Raw genomic sequence first — 14,829 nt, forward strand, 5'->3', positions numbered from 1 at the left:
ACGGATGGAGCACAGGTTCGGGAAATCGCCGACCTAATCCTCCCGCCGAACGAGCCGCCGAAGCGCCCCAATGTGGCCTTCGGTGCGTCTGACGCACCCAAGGGGCCCTTCGGTGCGTCAGACGCAACCAAGGCCACATTGGGGCGCTCGGGTCCGGGAGGAGTGTCGGCGGACTTGCGCAAGCTTTCGTCAGGTCTGCGGCACCGGTGTGAAGGTGAGCGTGCCCAGCGCGGCGACCAGCGGCGAAAGTTCCGGCAACGCCTCGGCGTCGGCCAGGGCCTCGGCGAGCGCCGCGTCGTGGGTCGGGCGCGCCGCCGTCAGCAGAGCCTGACCGGCCGGCGTCACCTCGGTGTAGATGCCGCGGCGGTCGTCCGCGCAGAGGTAGCGGGCCAGCAGACCGCGGCCCTCCAGCCGGGTGACCAGGCGCGTCGTCGCGGACTGGCTGAGCACCACCGCGTTCGCCAGCTGGTTCATCCGCAGGTGGAAGCCGTCCTGGCGGGCCAGCGCGTCGAGCACGCTGTACTCGCTCACCGAAAGCTCGTGGTCGCGCTCGAGCGCGCGCTGCAGCCGGTCCTCGATCCGCGCGTGCAGTGCGGCCAGCGTGCGCCAGCCCTGCGCTCTCGCCTCCACGGCGTCGTCGTCCAGTGACACGGTTCACCTCTCCCAGACTTGCGCGCACACCGTTGCACGCTGCACTGTAAAGCTCGTGCAATATACGGCGTCTGCAACTATCTCGGACGCCCGTAGTTGCCGACGCACTCAGTCTACCTCCGGAAGAAGGAAGTCCATGCCCGCCGCTCTGCTCGCACTGGCGATCAGCGCGTTCGGGATCGGCACCACCGAGTTCGTGATCATGGGCCTGCTGCCCGAGGTCGCGGCCGACTTCGGTGTCTCGATCCCGTCCGCAGGCCTGCTCATCTCGGGTTACGCGCTCGGCGTCGTCGTCGGCGCGCCCGTGCTCACCGCCCTCGCGTCGCGGGTCCCGCGCAAGACCGTGCTGGTCGCCCTGATGGGTCTCTTCATCGCCGGCAACGTGCTCTCGGCGCTCGCCCCGAGCTACGGCCTGCTGATGACCGGCCGGGTCGTCGCGGCGCTGTCCCACGGCGCGTTCTTCGGCGTCGGCTCGGTCGTCGCCGCGTCGCTGGTCGCCCCGGCCAAGCAGGCCGGCGCCATCGCGCTGATGTTCACCGGGCTGACCGTGGCCAACGTCCTCGGCGTGCCGGCCGGCACCGCGCTCGGTCAGGCCTTCGGCTGGCGCTCGACGTTCTGGGTGGTCAGCGCCCTGGGCGTGGCCGGCGCGATCGGCATCCTCGCGCTCGTGCCGCACCAGGAGCCGGACCCGGACGCCGGCCTGCGCCGCGAGCTCGCCGTGTTCCGCCGCCCGCAGGTGTGGCTGGCGCTGGTGATGACCGCGCTCGGCTTCGCCGGGGTGTTCGCGTCCTTCACCTACATCGCGCCGATGATGACCGAGGTCGCCGGCTTCTCCGGCGGCGCGGTCACCTGGCTGCTCGTGCTCTTCGGCGCCGGGCTGTTCGCCGGGAACCTGCTCGGCGGCCGGGCCGCGGACCGCAAGCTGATGCCCAGCCTGTACGTCATCCTCGCGGCGCTGGCGATCGTGCTGGTCGCGTTCGTCTTCACCGCGCACGCGAAGGTGCCGGCCGCGATCACCATCGCGTTGTTCGGCGCGGCCGGGTTCGCGACGGTCCCGCCGCTGCAGGCCCGCGTCATGGCCAAGGCCGAGGGCGCCCCGGCGCTGGCCTCGGCGGCGAACATCGCCGCGTTCAACCTCGGCAACGCGGGTGGCGCGTGGCTCGGCGGCCAGGCCATCGGCGCCGGCCTCGGCTACACCGCCCCCAGCTGGATCGGCGCCGCGCTCGCCGCCGCCGGCTTGGCCGTGGCCCTCGTCTCCGGCCTGCTCGACCGCCGGAACGCGGCTAGTTTCGACACCGCAGAACGGGTACTCGCCCGATGAACCACCCACCGAAAGGAACCCTCGTGACCAGCGTGCCCGTGATCGAACTCGCCAACGGCGTCGCCATGCCCCAGCTGGGCTACGGCGTGTTCCAGGTCCCCGACGACGAGACCACCGCCGCCGTGAAGGCCGCCCTCGAAGCGGGCTACCGCAGCATCGACACCGCGGCCGTCTACGGCAACGAAAAGGGCGTCGGCCAGGCGATCGCGGAGTCCGGCGTCGCCCGCGACGAACTGTTCGTCACCACCAAGCTGTGGAACTCGGCCCAGGGCTACGACTCGACGCTCAAGGCGTTCGACGAGAGCATGCAGAAGCTCGGCCTGGAGCAGCTGGACCTCTACCTGATCCACTGGCCGACGCCCGAGCGCGACAAGTACCTCGACACCTGGAAGGCGTTCGAAAAGCTGTACAAGGACGGCCGGGTGCGCGCGCTCGGCGTGTCCAACTTCCAGCCGGCGCACCTCCTCCGCCTGCTCGACGCCGCCGACGTCGCCCCGGTGCTCAACCAGATCGAACTGCACCCGTACCTGCAGCAGCGGGAGGTCCGCGAGTTCGACGCCAAGCACGGCATCGCGACCGAGGCGTGGAGCCCGCTGGCCAAGGGCGGCAGCCTGCTGGGTGACCCGCTCGTGGCCGACCTCGCGGTGAAGCACAGCCGGACGCCCGCGCAGATCGTCCTGCGCTGGCACCTCCAGCTGGGCAACGTGGTGATCCCGAAGTCCGTGACGCCGTCGCGGATCGCGGAAAACTTCGACCTGTTCGGGTTCACCCTCTCGGAGGAGGAACTGGAGTCGCTGACGCCGCTGGACCGCGGCGAGCGCACCGGCCCGGACCCGGACACGTTCAACGCCGCCTGACCACACCGGCCCGGCACTTTCACGTGAAAGTGCCGGGTTCGGTCATTGTTTGCGGGCGACTCCGCCCAAGGTCAGGAAGTTCAGCTCGCTCAACGGGTTCAGCCGCGGGCCGTCCGGCCACCACTCGTGCAGGTAGACCAGCCCGGGCCGGAGCAGTTCGGTGCCTTCGAAGAACGCCGCGATCTGCTCCCGCGTGCGGTGCACGCTGCCGAGGCCGGTGCCCTGGAAGCTCGTCTCCAGCAACCGCGCCAGCTCCTGGCGCGGGGAGTCCTCTTCCGGGTCGAAGTGGTGCGTGAGCAGCAGGTACGACCCCGGCGCGAGCGCCGCCACGTACTCCGCGACGATCCGCTTCGCCCGCTCGTAGTCGTCGATGTGGTGCACGATCGACGTCAGCATCAGGGCCACCGGCCGCGAGAAGTCCAGGTACTCCTTGACGACGTCGTCGGCGAGGGTCTCGGCCGGGCGGGTCAGGTCCGCGCCCGTCACGTGCGTCAGGTAGTTCTCTTCGAGCAGCGCGCGGCCGTGCACCTGCACGACCGGGTCGTTGTCGACGTACACCACCTGCGCGTCCGGGTTGTACCGCTGGGCCACCTGGTGGGTGTTCTCCGCGGTCGGCATGCCGGAGCCCAGGTCGAGGAACTGGTCGATGCCGCGTTTCCCGGCGAGGAACCGCACCGCGCGGACCAGCCAGTCGCGGTGTTCCTTCGCCATCGCCCGTGCGCCGGGCGCGATCGCCAGCAGCCGCCGCATCGCTTCGCGGTCGACCTCGTAGTGGTCGTGCCCGCCGAGCAGGGCGTCGGACAGCCTGGCCAGGCTCGCCTTGGAGAAATCGAGGAACGCCGAGCCGCCCTCGGTTCCGGACCGCAGGTCGCCAGGCGTCATCGACTGTTCTCCCTCGTTCGTGGCGCCCGGCCCCTGCCCGGGCCCGGCCACCTGTGTCCGGCAACGGACAGTGCACAGACTACGACATGCCGTTCACCAAGTGAACCGGGCCGAAGGGCCTTGGCTGCCAGGGACAACTACCCGAATCGCAGTTCGTGCCAGTGATGTCCGCCGTCCGTGGTCCGATACAGGGCGGAGCCGCCGTCGGCGTCCGGCTGACCGTCGACGACGACGCCGGTGCCGCGGCCCGGGAAGTCGAGATCGGTCAGGCTGAGCCCCCGTTCGGACAGAAGTGTCGTCGTCCACGTGCGACCGCCGTCAGTCGTGCTGTGCAGGAACCCGGCGCCACCGCCTTCGGCCGCGACCGTCGCGGACGTCGGTGAAGCCGCACCGAAGCCCTGGGTGATCCCGACGACCGGCGCCTCGCCGTCCCCGCTGAACGCCCCGCCCAGCTTCGGCGCGTGCCGCAGGCGCCGTTCGGTCGAGCCCGGCTGCGGTGAGCCGGGACTGCTGCTGCACAACGCCACCACCTGCCGGTCGCGGACGCCGGCGAGCGAAGCGACCGACCCCTTCGGACACGGCGGGCCGGCCCGCGTGAAGCGGACGCCGTCACGCGAGGTCCAGTACTCCTCGGTGCCGTAGTCGGCGCCGAGCGCGACCTGCAGCCCGCCGCCGACGGCCAGGTCGCCGTAGGTGATCCCGCCGGTGACCGCGAACCCGGGCACCGGAACCAGCACCGGCGAGCCCGCCGCGCCCGAGTACAGCCGGGTCGAACCGCGGCCGTCGCCGTAGGTGGTCAGCACGGCGAACACCCGGCCGGCGGTTTCGGTGATCTTCGAGAGGTAGTAGGGCTCGCGTGCGCCGACCAGGCTCACCGGGTGCCAGCTCGCGCCGCCGTCCCGCGTCGTCCGGACGTGGACGCCGTCGCTGACGTAGGCGACCCGGTCGCCGACGAAGGTCAGCGCGACGTGGTTGTGGTTGTCCGGCAAGGACATCGGCGGCGCGCCCAGCCGCCGCCAGTGCCCACCGCCGTCGGTGGTGCCCAGCAGCGCGGGACACCACGAAGGCCCGCAGGGCGAGTACCCGAGGACGTACCCGGTGGCGGGGCCGGTCCAGCTCGTCGAAGCGGGCCGGAACCCTTGGGGCACCACCGTTTCCGCGGTCGCGGGTGCGGCGGAAACGGCCAGGAGGGTGAGGACGGACGCCAGCAGCGCCGGGATTCGCATGATCAGCTGGACGTCCCGCGCGAGGCGGGGTTGCCCGCCCCGCACGAGGTTCGCCCACGCGGCTCAGCCGGCGGCGGCCAGCCGGGCGTCGAGCTCCGCGAGGTCGGCCACGAACCAGACACTCCGGCCCCGGTTCGCCCACGCCGAACGGGCCCCGACTCAGCCCACCGCAGCCAGCCGCGCATCCAGCTCCGCCAAGTCGGCCACGAACCAGACACTCCGGCCCCGGTTCGACTCGCGCACGACGTCGCGGAACGCGTCGCTGGCCTCGATGTGCGCCCGGACGTCGCCGAGCAGCACCAGCCGGAAGCCGTACTGGACGATCTTCGAGAAGAAGTGCCCGATGAGCTTCGCGTGCATGTCGAAGAACCGGTCGGCGAACCGCTCGACCGGCACCACGATGACCTCGGCAGCGAGCCCGTAGGTGGCCCCGACGAGGTCGACCGCGTCCTGCTCGGTGGCCAGCTCCGGACCGTCGGCGGGCACGAACCACACTCCGGCGCCGTGGCGTTGTTCGATCATTTCCGGTCTCCGTTCAGGAATTCGGCGGCGGCTTCGGCCCAGCCGGGCAGGAAGTGCCCGGCGTCCTCGGCCAGCCGGACGTCGGCGTCCGGGCGGGCTGCCCGCAGCTTCGCCGCCGCGACGCGCTGGTCGAGCAGGACGTCGTGCGCGCCGAAGTGCGCTTGCAGCGGCATTTCCAGCTCCCGCAGGCGCTCGACGGGGAACTCCGGGATCGGCTCCAGCCGCGGTTTGAAGTGTTCGAAGGTGGCCAGGGTGAACTCGCCGATCTCCCGCCGCCCGGGGTCGGCCGGGCTCCCCTTCGCGACCATCGCCAGCGAGCGCCGGCGTCCCCAGTCGCCGAACACGCTGAGCGCGGCGAACTTGAGCAGCGGCGCGACCCGCCGCCGGCCGATCCCGGCCGGGTTGACCAGCACCAGCGCCGAAACCCGGGCCGGCCGCCGCAGCGCGAAGTCCAGTGCCCACCAGCCGCCGAGCGACGTGCCGAGCACCGCCGCCCGCGGCAGCTCGAGCGCGTCGAGGACGTCTTCGAGCCAGTCGGCGTAGGCGGGCGAACCGAGCGGCGGCCGCGCTTCGACGGTCCGTCCCGGCTCGCCCGGCGCGTCGACGGCGTGCACGCGCAGGCGCCCGGCGAGCACCGGGATGTCGGGCAGCCAGTGCGCGGTGGTGCCGCCGGAGCCCTGCAGCGCGACGACCGGTGGCGCGTCCACCGGCCCGGAGACCACGGCGAAGGTGTCGCCGAGACGAGTGCCCAGCACGCGCGGCTCGTGCGGCACGGGCCAGCGCTCCACCAGCGCGTCGTACCGCTGCCGGAGCACGCGAGCGCCCTCGGCCGAGCGGTATATCGCGCTCACGTCAGGTTTTCGGTGATCGAGGCGACCCAGCGCAGCAGGTCGGCGCCGGCGGCGAGGTCGCCGAACACGATGATCTTCATGGTGGCGCGCTCCTTGTCGTAGATGGTTTCGACGCGCAGGCGCTCACCCCCGTCCCGCGGCCCGTTCACCGAGGCGACGACCATGGTCGAGATCCGGTCGGCCCCCGCCCGGTCGACCCCGCCGATCTCGACGACCCCCGACAGCTCGGCGGCGGGCCGCTCCGCCTTCGGCTCGGGCAGCCCGGTGAACGCCGCCAGGTCCTCGGCGGTGATCCGGTACTGCTTGCCGATCCGGACCGCCTTCAGCCGCCCGTCCCGCACGTAGTTCCGCACCGTGCGGACGTGCAGGCCGAGCTGCTCGGCGACCTGTTCGACGGAGAAGACTTCCTGCGCCATACCCCTCCTCATGTTCCGCAAACAACCCTATCATGTCAACACTCAGGGAAGTTTACGGAACCCATGATTCGCTCACTCGGGTGTCGGGTACTCCACGGACCTGCGAGCGCACGCCCAGCTACGTCCAGGCCGGACAGTCGAAAGGACGGCGACGATGCCGTATCCCCCGCCCCCGGAACCGTACGAACCGCGGTACGAGCCCGCTGCGACCGAAGAAGTCGTGGAACGAACACCCGCTCGCCTGCGGATCATGCGGACGGTCAACGCTCTCATCCACCTCGTGTGCGCGGTGTTCGCACTGGTCCTCGCCGTGCACATCGTGCTGGTGCTGGGCGAGGCGAACATGTCGAACGGGTTCGCGCAGCTGGTCGACGAGTGGTCGGCGGGTGTGTCCCTCGGCCTGCGCAACCTCTTCACGCCCGACTCGGAGAAGCTGCGGACGTTCCTGAACGACGGCCTCGCGGCGGTCATCTGGCTCGTCATCGGCGCGATCCTGACCGACGTCATCACGCGCATCGCCGCGCCCGGCCCGCGGCGGGTCTGGTACCGGCGCAGCTACCGCTGAGCATGAAAAGAGCCCCTTTCCGGCGACTCGCCGGAAAGGGGCTCTTTTCATGCTTGGAAAACTCAGCGCGGCGGCGGTTCGACCCCGGGTTTGACGGGCTCCGGTTCGGGCTCGGGCCGGGTCTGGCCGGCGGCCGGCTCCGCGCCACGGGGCTCCGGGACACCCTCGGCGGCGAGCGCGTCGAAGTGCTCACGGCACCAGCGGCCGTAGCGCCTGGCGTGCACGGTCATCGCGTCCACCTCCTCTCCGCGGGCGATCCGGGTCACACCCTCAGCGTCCTCCGCCGCGGTGCCGAAAGCCAACAAATTTAAGCGGGACTTAACACACGGCCGGGTGATGTCCACAAAGGACTTCAGCCCGCGAACTCCCGCACGACCGCCGAGCAGAACGCCGGGAGGTCGTCCGGATTGCGGCTCGAGACCAAGCCGTTGTCGACTACGACTTCTTCGTCGACCACGGTGGCGCCGGCGTTACGCAGGTCGGTGCGAATGCTCGGGTACGAAGTGAGCGTGCGGCCACGCACGACATCGGCTTCGACGAGCGTCCACGGACCGTGACAGATCACCCCGACCGGCTTGCCGGCGCGCACGAAGTCGCCGACGAACCGCACCGCGCCGGAGTCCGTGCGGAGGTTGTCGGGGTTCATCGTGCCGCCGGGCAGCAGCAGCGCGTCGAAGTCGCCGATCGCGACGTCGGCGACCTTGCGGTCGACCGGGAAGCGGTCGCCCTTGTCGATGTCGCCGTTCATCGCCTGGATCTCGCCGGTGTCGAGCGAGACGAGCTCCACCGTCGCGCCCTCGTCGAGGACGGCTTGGCGCGGCTGCTCCAGCTCGACCTGTTCGACACCGTCCGCGGCCAGGATCGCGACGCGGCGGCCTTGCAGTGAATTCGCCATGGGACTTCCTTCGTCGAGATCAATGCTCGAAGGAATTACCCCCTCCGGGGGCGGCCAAACAGGACTCAGCCGGAGCACTCGACGGCCAGCACCGCGATGTCGTCGTGGGCGGAGCTGCCCAGCCAGTCGCGCACCGCCTGGCGCAGCCGCCGCACGACCTCGCGGGCCGGCTTGCCCGCCGCGGCCGTGAGCACCGCGCGCAGCCGGTCGTCGCCGAAGAGCTCGGTCGGGTCGTGGCGGTTGCGGGCCTCGGTGATGCCGTCGGTGTAGAGCAGGCACATGTCGCCGCGCCCGAGCCGCACCTGGGCTTCGGCGAACCGCGCCTGCGGTGAGATCCCGACCAGCGTGCCCGGGACGGTGACCTCTTCGACCTCGCCCGCCCGGCGGACGATCAGCGGCGCCGGGTGCCCGCCGGAGGCCAGCGTCAGGTCGACGCCGCCCTCGACCGGGGTGGCCGTGCCGAGCACGAGGGTGGCGAACCGGCTGCTGCCGCCGGCGATGAGCAGCTCGTTGAGCAGCCGCAGCAGCGTCCGGCCGTCGCGCTCGACCATGGCGAGCGCGGTCAGCGCGTGCCGGACCCGGCCGGTCAGCGCCGCGGCCTCGGCGCCCTTGCCGCAGATGTCGCCGAGCACGAGGAACGCGCTGCCGTCGTCGTGCGGGAGGACGTCGTAGAAGTCGCCGCCGACGGCGAGCACCCCGCCGGCCGGCTCGTACCAGGTCTCGAAGCGGGCGCCGTCGAGCTCGGGCGGGTCGACCGGACGCAGCGTGGTCTCCAGGCCGCGGGTCGCCTCCTCCTGGCGGGCGTAGCGCTGGGCGTTGGCCAGCGCCGTCCCGGCCGCCCTGGCAAACTCACCCACCGCACGGGCCTGCTCGGCGCCGAACTCCGGGTCGGCCCGGCGGCCCAGCAGCAGGGCGCCGGTGACCCCGGCGCTCACGCTCGGGCCGAGCGAAACCACCGTCACCTCGGCGTGCCCGGCCAAGTGGTCGGCGACCGCCGAGGGCAGCGCCGAGACCTCGGCCGCCGGGACCGCGGCCGGCCGGGGTGTCCCGGTGGCCGCGAACGTCGCCGTCAGCACCGGCGCGGCCTGCGCCGGGACCCGCCGGATCCGGCCGTGGCCGTGCGCCGACGGGCGCTCGCAGCTCCACCACTCCCAGCGGCCGCGGGTGGTCGGGAGCAGCACGAAAACCGTGTCGGCCAGCGCGGACGCGGCCAGCTCGGCGATCACGCGCGCGGTGCCGTGGCGCCCGCGGGCGCCGGCGAGCCGGGGCCCCGCCTCGGCCAGGAAGTCGCCGACGTGCCGCTGGGGGACGTCCTCGGCGGGCACCGTCCACGAGTGCCAGCCGCCGGGGAGCGCGCGAATCCGGGCGGGCCGGCGGTGCGCGGCGGCTTCGACGTGCCCGGAGGTCTCGGTGAGCGGGTGCAGGCGCGGCTCGGCGCCCCCGGTCAGCGCGCGGGCCGCCGGGTTCGCCCAGCGCAGCACGCCGTCGGCGTCGGCCAGGAACACCGCGTCACGAACGTCTTCGAGCACCGCCCGCCCGAACGCGTCGAAGCCCGGCGGCGCGTCCTCACCGGTCATCGGTGGCAGGGCCGCCGACGCCGGAGCCGGACGTGACACCATGCACGGACCTCCTGCCTCCGGACTGCTGTCGCACGGTTACCGCGTGAGCGGGCGGACTGGCTCGAAGTGTAGGGCGAATCATGACACGCTGGGTCGGAGACCATGGCTGGCGCATGCGTGGTGGAGAGGGTCGGCACACATGACAACGGAATCCCAGAGCGAGGCAGCGGCGCTGGAGCGGCTGCTCGTGGCGGTGCGGGATCTCGGGGACGGCAACTTCCGCCGGCGGCTCGTCCCGCACGGCGACGGCATCTCGGCCCAGCTCGCGGTCGCGTTCAACGACATCGCCGAACGCAACCAGCGGCTCGTCAGCGAGCTGCTGCGGGTGCGCGCGGCGGTCGGCCAGGACGGCAGGCTCAGCGAGCGGCTCGAAGCCGAGGTCGGCCCGGGCGGCTGGACCACGGCCGTCGACAGCGTCAACGGCCTGGTCGAGGACCTCACGCGGCCGACGATAGAGCTCGACCGGGTGCTCGGCGCCGTCGCCGACGGTGACCTCTCCCAGCCGATGACCATGACGCTGGACGGCCGTCCGCTGCAGGGCGCGTACGCCACGCTGGCGAAGACGGTCAACGGCCTCATCGCGCAGCTGTCGCGCTTCGCCGCCGAAGTGACGAGGCTCTCCCGCGAGATCGCGGGTGAGGGACGTCTCGGCGGCCAGGCGGTCGTCCCGGGCGTGTCCGGCACCTGGCGAGATCTGACCGACTCGGTCAACTTCATGGCCGACAACCTCACCGAGCAGGTCCGCAACATCGCCCAGGTCACCACCGCCGTCGCGCGCGGCGACCTGACCCAGAAGATCAACGTCGACGCCCGCGGCGAGATCCTCGAGCTCAAGAACACCATCAACACGATGGTCGACCAGCTTTCGTCGTTCGCCGACGAGGTCACCCGCGTCTCCCGCGAGGTCGGCTCAGACGGCAAGCTCGGCGGCCAGGCCCAGGTCGCGGGCGTCGCCGGCACCTGGCGCGACCTCACCGACTCGGTCAACCAGATGGCCGACAACCTCACCGAGCAGGTCCGCGGGATCTCACTGGTGGCGACCGCGGTGGCCACCGGCGACCTGACGAAGAAGATCGACGTCGACGCCCGCGGCGAGATCCTGCAGCTCAAGAACACGCTCAACACGATGGTCGACCAGCTCTCGGCGTTCGCCGGCGAGGTCACCCGCGTGGCGCGTGAAGTCGGCTCCGAGGGCAAGCTCGGCGGGCAAGCCGAGGTGGCCGGCGCGGCCGGCACGTGGCGCAGCCTGACCGACTCGGTCAACGGCATGGCCGACAACCTGACCGACCAGGTCCGCAACATCTCCCACGTGACCACAGCCGTGGCGAAGGGCGACCTGACGCAGAAGATCACCGTCGACGCGCGCGGCGAGATCCTCGAGCTCAAGACGACCATGAACACGATGGTCGACCAGCTCTCGGCCTTCGCCGACGAAGTCACCCGCGTCGCCCGCGAAGTCGGCACCGAGGGGCAGCTGGGCGGGCAGGCGCAGGTCCCCGGCGTCGCCGGCACCTGGCGCGACCTCACCGGGTCCGTGAACTTCATGGCGAACAACCTGACGACTCAGGTCCGCAACATCGCCCAGGTCGCGACGGCCGTCGCGCGCGGTGACCTGACGCAGAAGATCGCCGTGGACGCCCGAGGCGAGATCCTCGAACTCAAGACCACGCTGAACACGATGGTCGACCAGCTCTCGGCCTTCGCCGACGAAGTCACCCGCGTCGCCCGCGAGGTGGGTACCGAAGGCAAGCTCGGCGGCCAGGCCACCGTGCCCGGCGTCGCCGGGACCTGGAAGGACCTCACCGACAACGTCAACTTCATGGCGAACAACCTGACCGACCAGGTCCGGAACATCGCCACGGTGACGTCGGCGGTCGCGAAGGGCGACCTGACGCAGAAGATCTCGGTCGACGCGCGCGGCGAGATCCTCGAACTCAAGACCACGCTCAACACGATGGTCGACCAGCTCTCGGCGTTCGCGGACGAAGTCACCCGCGTCTCCCGCGAAGTCGGCACCGAAGGCAAGCTCGGCGGCCAGGCCACGGTCCGCGGTGTCGCGGGCACGTGGAAGGACCTGACCGACAACGTCAACGTCATGGCCACGAACCTGACCGACCAGGTGCGCAGCATCGCCACGGTGGCGACCGGCGTGGCGAACGGCGACCTGTCGAAGAAGATCTCCATCGAGGCGCAGGGCGAGGTCGCGGCGCTGGCCGAGACGCTCAACGGCATGGTCGAGACGCTGCGCGCGTTCGCCGACGAGGTCACCCGCGTTTCGCGCGAGGTCGGCACCGAAGGCATCCTCGGCGGTCAGGCGCGGGTGCCCGGCGTGGCCGGGACCTGGAAGGACCTCACCGAGAACGTCAACTTCATGGCGCACAACCTGACCAGCCAGGTGCGCAACATCTCGCAGGTCACCACGGCCGTCGCGCGCGGCGACCTGACGAAGAAGATCGACGTCGACGCCCGCGGCGAGATCCTCGAGCTCAAGACCACGATGAACACGATGGTCGACCAGCTCTCGGCGTTCGCCTCGGAGGTCACGCGTGTCGCGCGCGAGGTCGGCACCGAGGGCAAGCTCGGCGGTCAGGCCGAGGTCGACGGCGTGTCCGGCACCTGGCAACGGCTCACCGAGAGCGTGAACCAGCTGGCCGGGAACCTGACGACGCAGGTCCGCGCGATCGGCCAGGTGGCCACCGCGGTGACCGCGGGCGACCTGACCCGGCACATCACCGTGGACGCCTCCGGCGAGCTGGCGGACCTCAAGGACAACATCAACCAGATGATCGCGAACCTCAAGGAGACGACGAGGACCAACCGCGAGCAGGACTGGCTGAAGACGAACCTGGCGCAGCTGTCGGGCCGGATGCAGGGCCACCGCGACCTCGCGTCGGTGGCGGCGTTGATCCTGTCCGAGCTGGCCCCGCTGGTCCGCGCGCAGCAGGGCGCGTTCTTCCTGGCCCGCGACGACGACCGCGACGGCACGGTGCTGGAGTGCATCGCCGCGTACGGCCTCGCGCAGTCCCGCGCCGGCCTGCGGTTCGCGCTCGGCGAGTCGCTGATCGGGCAGGCCGCGGTCGACCACCGCACGATCCTCGTCCACAACGCACCGCCGGAGTACGCGCTGGTGTCGTCCGGCCTCGGGTCGGCGTCGCCGGTGAACCTGATCGTGCTGCCGGTGCTGTTCCAGGGCGAGGTGCTCGGGGTGCTGGAGCTGGCGTCGGTCAACGAGTTCAGCACGGTGCACCAGGACCTGCTGGAGCAGCTGCGGCACACCATCGGCGTCAACGTGAACACGATCCTGTCGAACTCGCGCACGGAAGCGCTGCTGACGGAGTCGCAGCGGCTGGCCCAGGAGCTGCGCGCCCGGTCCGAGCAGCTGCAGGCCCAGCAGGGCGAGCTGCGGCGGTCCAACACGGAGCTGGCCGAGAAGGCGGCCCTGCTGGCCCAGCAGAACCGCGACATCGAGGTCAAGAACAGCGAGATCGAGCAGGCGCGCCAGGAGCTGGAGGAGCGCGCCGGGCAGCTGACGGTGGCGTCGCAGTACAAGACCGAGTTCATGGCGAACATGTCGCACGAGCTGCGGACGCCGTTGAACAGCGCGTTGATCCTGGCGAAGCTGCTGTCGGAGAACCCGGAAGGGAACCTGACGGAGAAGCAGATCCAGTTCGCGAAGACGATCTACGCGGCGGGGTCGGACCTGCAGCAGCTGATCAACGACATCCTGGACCTGGCGAAGGTCGAAGCGGGCCGGCTCGACCTGCAGATGACCGACATCACGCTGCCGGAGCTGGTGGACTACGTCGAGTCGCTGTGCCGCCCGCTGACGGCGGACAAGGGACTGGAGTTCGCGGTCCACATCGATCCCCCGGTGCCGGGCAGCGTCCACACCGACGAGCACCGTCTCCAGCAGGTCCTGCGCAACCTGCTTTCGAACGCGGCGAAGTTCACCGACGAAGGCGGCGTCCGCCTGCACATCAGGGCGGCGGACCCGGCGGAGGTCGAACAGGAGGCACTCCGCAACGCGCCGGGCATCATCGCGTTCGCCGTCGAGGACACCGGCATCGGCATCCCGGAGGAGAAGCTGGCGGTGATCTTCGAGGCGTTCCGCCAGGCGGACGGCACGACGAGCCGCAAGTACGGCGGCACGGGCCTGGGCCTGAACATCAGCCAGCAGCTGACGGAGCTGCTGGGCGGCGAGCTCCGGGTGGTGAGCGAGCCGGGCGTGGGATCGACGTTCACGCTGTACCTCCCGGTGGCGGCGGCCAACCTGGTGGACCCGGCGGTGACGGCCCTGTCGTCCCCGCGGCTGCCGCCGGTCCCGAGCACGGTCCTGGTGGCGGCGCCGGACGTGACCCCGAAGCGCTTCCACGGCGAGAAGGTCCTGATCGTCGACGACGACCTGCGCAACGTGTTCGCGCTGGCCGCGGTCCTGGAGCAGGCGGGCCTGGAGGTGGTCTACGCGGAGACGGGCGTGGACGGCATCCGGGCCCTGGAGCGCAACGAGGACACGGCGCTGGTGCTGATGGACGTGATGATGCCGGAGCTGGACGGCAACGCGACGATCGCGGCGATCAGGGCGGAAGCGGCCAACGCGGACCTGCCGGTGATCGCGGTCACGGCGAAGGCCACCCCGGAGGACCGGGCGAGGACGTTGGCGAGCGGCGCGGACGACTACATCACGAAGCCGGTGGACACGGACAAGCTCCTGGACGTGATCGCAACATCCCTGGAGGCGGACGCGGCCTCAACCCCGGCGGCCTTCGACACAGATGGAGCGGGTGACGGGAATCGAACCCGCGTAGCTAGTTTGGAAGACTAGGGCTCTACCATTGAGCTACACCCGCGTGCCCCCGTCGGTACCCGGGTGCGAAGTCAGCTTAGCGTGACCCGCTAGGCTGATCACACACCCCCCTGGGGGTGTCACGGGATGTGGCGCAGCTTGGTAGCGCATCCGCTTTGGGAGCGGAGGGTCGCAGGTTCAAATCCTGTCATCCCGACTCATGGGGCTGGACCTTCGGGTC

Annotated in this window: 13 protein-coding genes and 2 tRNA genes; 5 read left to right on the top strand and 10 right to left on the bottom strand. The window is 71.1% G+C overall.

Annotation, left to right across the window (positions count from 1 at the left end):
* Positions 1-189 precede the first annotated feature (189 nt).
* On the bottom strand, positions 190-651 hold the full coding sequence (locus tag M8542_RS11445) for a MarR family winged helix-turn-helix transcriptional regulator (RefSeq protein WP_257920050.1): 462 nt from the start codon (positions 649-651) through the stop codon (positions 190-192).
* A gap of 136 nt (positions 652-787) precedes the next feature.
* Between M8542_RS11445 and M8542_RS11450 the strand changes: the two genes are divergently transcribed.
* A complete protein-coding gene (locus M8542_RS11450) occupies positions 788-1,972 on the top strand; it encodes an MFS transporter (protein WP_257920051.1) in 1,185 nt (394 codons plus the stop codon).
* A gap of 23 nt (positions 1,973-1,995) precedes the next feature.
* Positions 1,996-2,829, top strand: coding sequence for an aldo/keto reductase (locus M8542_RS11455; RefSeq protein ID WP_308210255.1), 834 nt, complete (start codon positions 1,996-1,998; stop codon positions 2,827-2,829).
* Positions 2,830-2,871: 42 nt separating this feature from the next.
* On the opposite strand, the gene M8542_RS11460 is transcribed toward M8542_RS11455, so the two are convergent.
* The 5 genes from M8542_RS11460 to M8542_RS11480 form a co-directional block, all read right to left on the bottom strand.
* Entirely contained in the window at positions 2,872-3,711 is an 840-nt protein-coding gene (locus tag M8542_RS11460) for an SAM-dependent methyltransferase (protein ID WP_257920053.1), read from the bottom strand.
* 137 nt (positions 3,712-3,848) lie between these two features.
* Positions 3,849-4,943, bottom strand: a complete 1,095-nt coding sequence (locus tag M8542_RS11465) for a sialidase family protein (RefSeq protein ID WP_257920191.1) — start codon at positions 4,941-4,943, stop codon at positions 3,849-3,851.
* 153 nt (positions 4,944-5,096) lie between these two features.
* Positions 5,097-5,459 (bottom strand): DUF4180 domain-containing protein, encoded by a 363-nt coding sequence (locus tag M8542_RS11470; protein ID WP_257920054.1) that lies wholly within the window; start codon positions 5,457-5,459, stop codon positions 5,097-5,099.
* The gene (locus tag M8542_RS11475; protein ID WP_257920055.1) at positions 5,456-6,310 is read right to left on the bottom strand and encodes an alpha/beta fold hydrolase; all 855 of its coding nucleotides are present in this window, start codon (positions 6,308-6,310) and stop codon (positions 5,456-5,458) included. The genes M8542_RS11470 and M8542_RS11475 overlap by 4 nt, the downstream gene beginning before the upstream one ends.
* On the bottom strand, positions 6,307-6,726 hold the full coding sequence (locus tag M8542_RS11480; protein WP_257920056.1) for a helix-turn-helix domain-containing protein: 420 nt from the start codon (positions 6,724-6,726) through the stop codon (positions 6,307-6,309). Before M8542_RS11480 ends, M8542_RS11475 begins: the two co-directional genes overlap by 4 nt.
* Positions 6,727-6,946: 220 nt before the next feature.
* On the opposite strand from M8542_RS11480, the gene M8542_RS11485 reads away from it, so the two are divergent.
* Positions 6,947-7,291 (top strand): hypothetical protein, encoded by a 345-nt coding sequence (locus M8542_RS11485; protein WP_257920057.1) that lies wholly within the window; start codon positions 6,947-6,949, stop codon positions 7,289-7,291.
* Positions 7,292-7,353: 62 nt separating this feature from the next.
* On the opposite strand, the gene M8542_RS11490 is transcribed toward M8542_RS11485, so the two are convergent.
* From M8542_RS11490 to M8542_RS11500, 3 genes are all read right to left on the bottom strand, one after another.
* Positions 7,354-7,557 carry a hypothetical protein gene (locus tag M8542_RS11490; protein ID WP_257920058.1) on the bottom strand — a complete coding sequence of 68 codons (204 nt, stop codon included), beginning with the start codon at positions 7,555-7,557 and terminating at the stop codon, positions 7,354-7,356.
* A gap of 86 nt (positions 7,558-7,643) precedes the next feature.
* Complete coding sequence (locus M8542_RS11495) at positions 7,644-8,186, bottom strand: type 1 glutamine amidotransferase domain-containing protein (protein ID WP_257920059.1); 543 nt, start codon at positions 8,184-8,186, stop codon at positions 7,644-7,646.
* A gap of 65 nt (positions 8,187-8,251) precedes the next feature.
* Entirely contained in the window at positions 8,252-9,805 is a 1,554-nt protein-coding gene (locus M8542_RS11500) for a SpoIIE family protein phosphatase (RefSeq protein ID WP_257920060.1), read from the bottom strand.
* Positions 9,806-9,944: 139 nt separating this feature from the next.
* Between M8542_RS11500 and M8542_RS11505 the strand changes: the two genes are divergently transcribed.
* On the top strand, positions 9,945-14,627 hold the full coding sequence (locus M8542_RS11505; RefSeq protein ID WP_257920192.1) for a HAMP domain-containing protein: 4,683 nt from the start codon (positions 9,945-9,947) through the stop codon (positions 14,625-14,627).
* Here M8542_RS11505 and M8542_RS11510 read toward each other — a convergent pair.
* Positions 14,579-14,652: transfer RNA gene (locus M8542_RS11510), tRNA-Gly, on the bottom strand. The genes M8542_RS11505 and M8542_RS11510 overlap by 49 nt on opposite strands.
* Before the next feature lie 79 nt (positions 14,653-14,731).
* On the opposite strand from M8542_RS11510, the gene M8542_RS11515 reads away from it, so the two are divergent.
* Positions 14,732-14,805: transfer RNA gene (locus M8542_RS11515), tRNA-Pro, on the top strand.
* Positions 14,806-14,829 lie beyond the last annotated feature (24 nt).

The organism is Amycolatopsis iheyensis (assembly GCF_024703995.1).
GTDB classification, from domain to species: domain Bacteria; phylum Actinomycetota; class Actinomycetes; order Mycobacteriales; family Pseudonocardiaceae; genus Amycolatopsis; species Amycolatopsis iheyensis.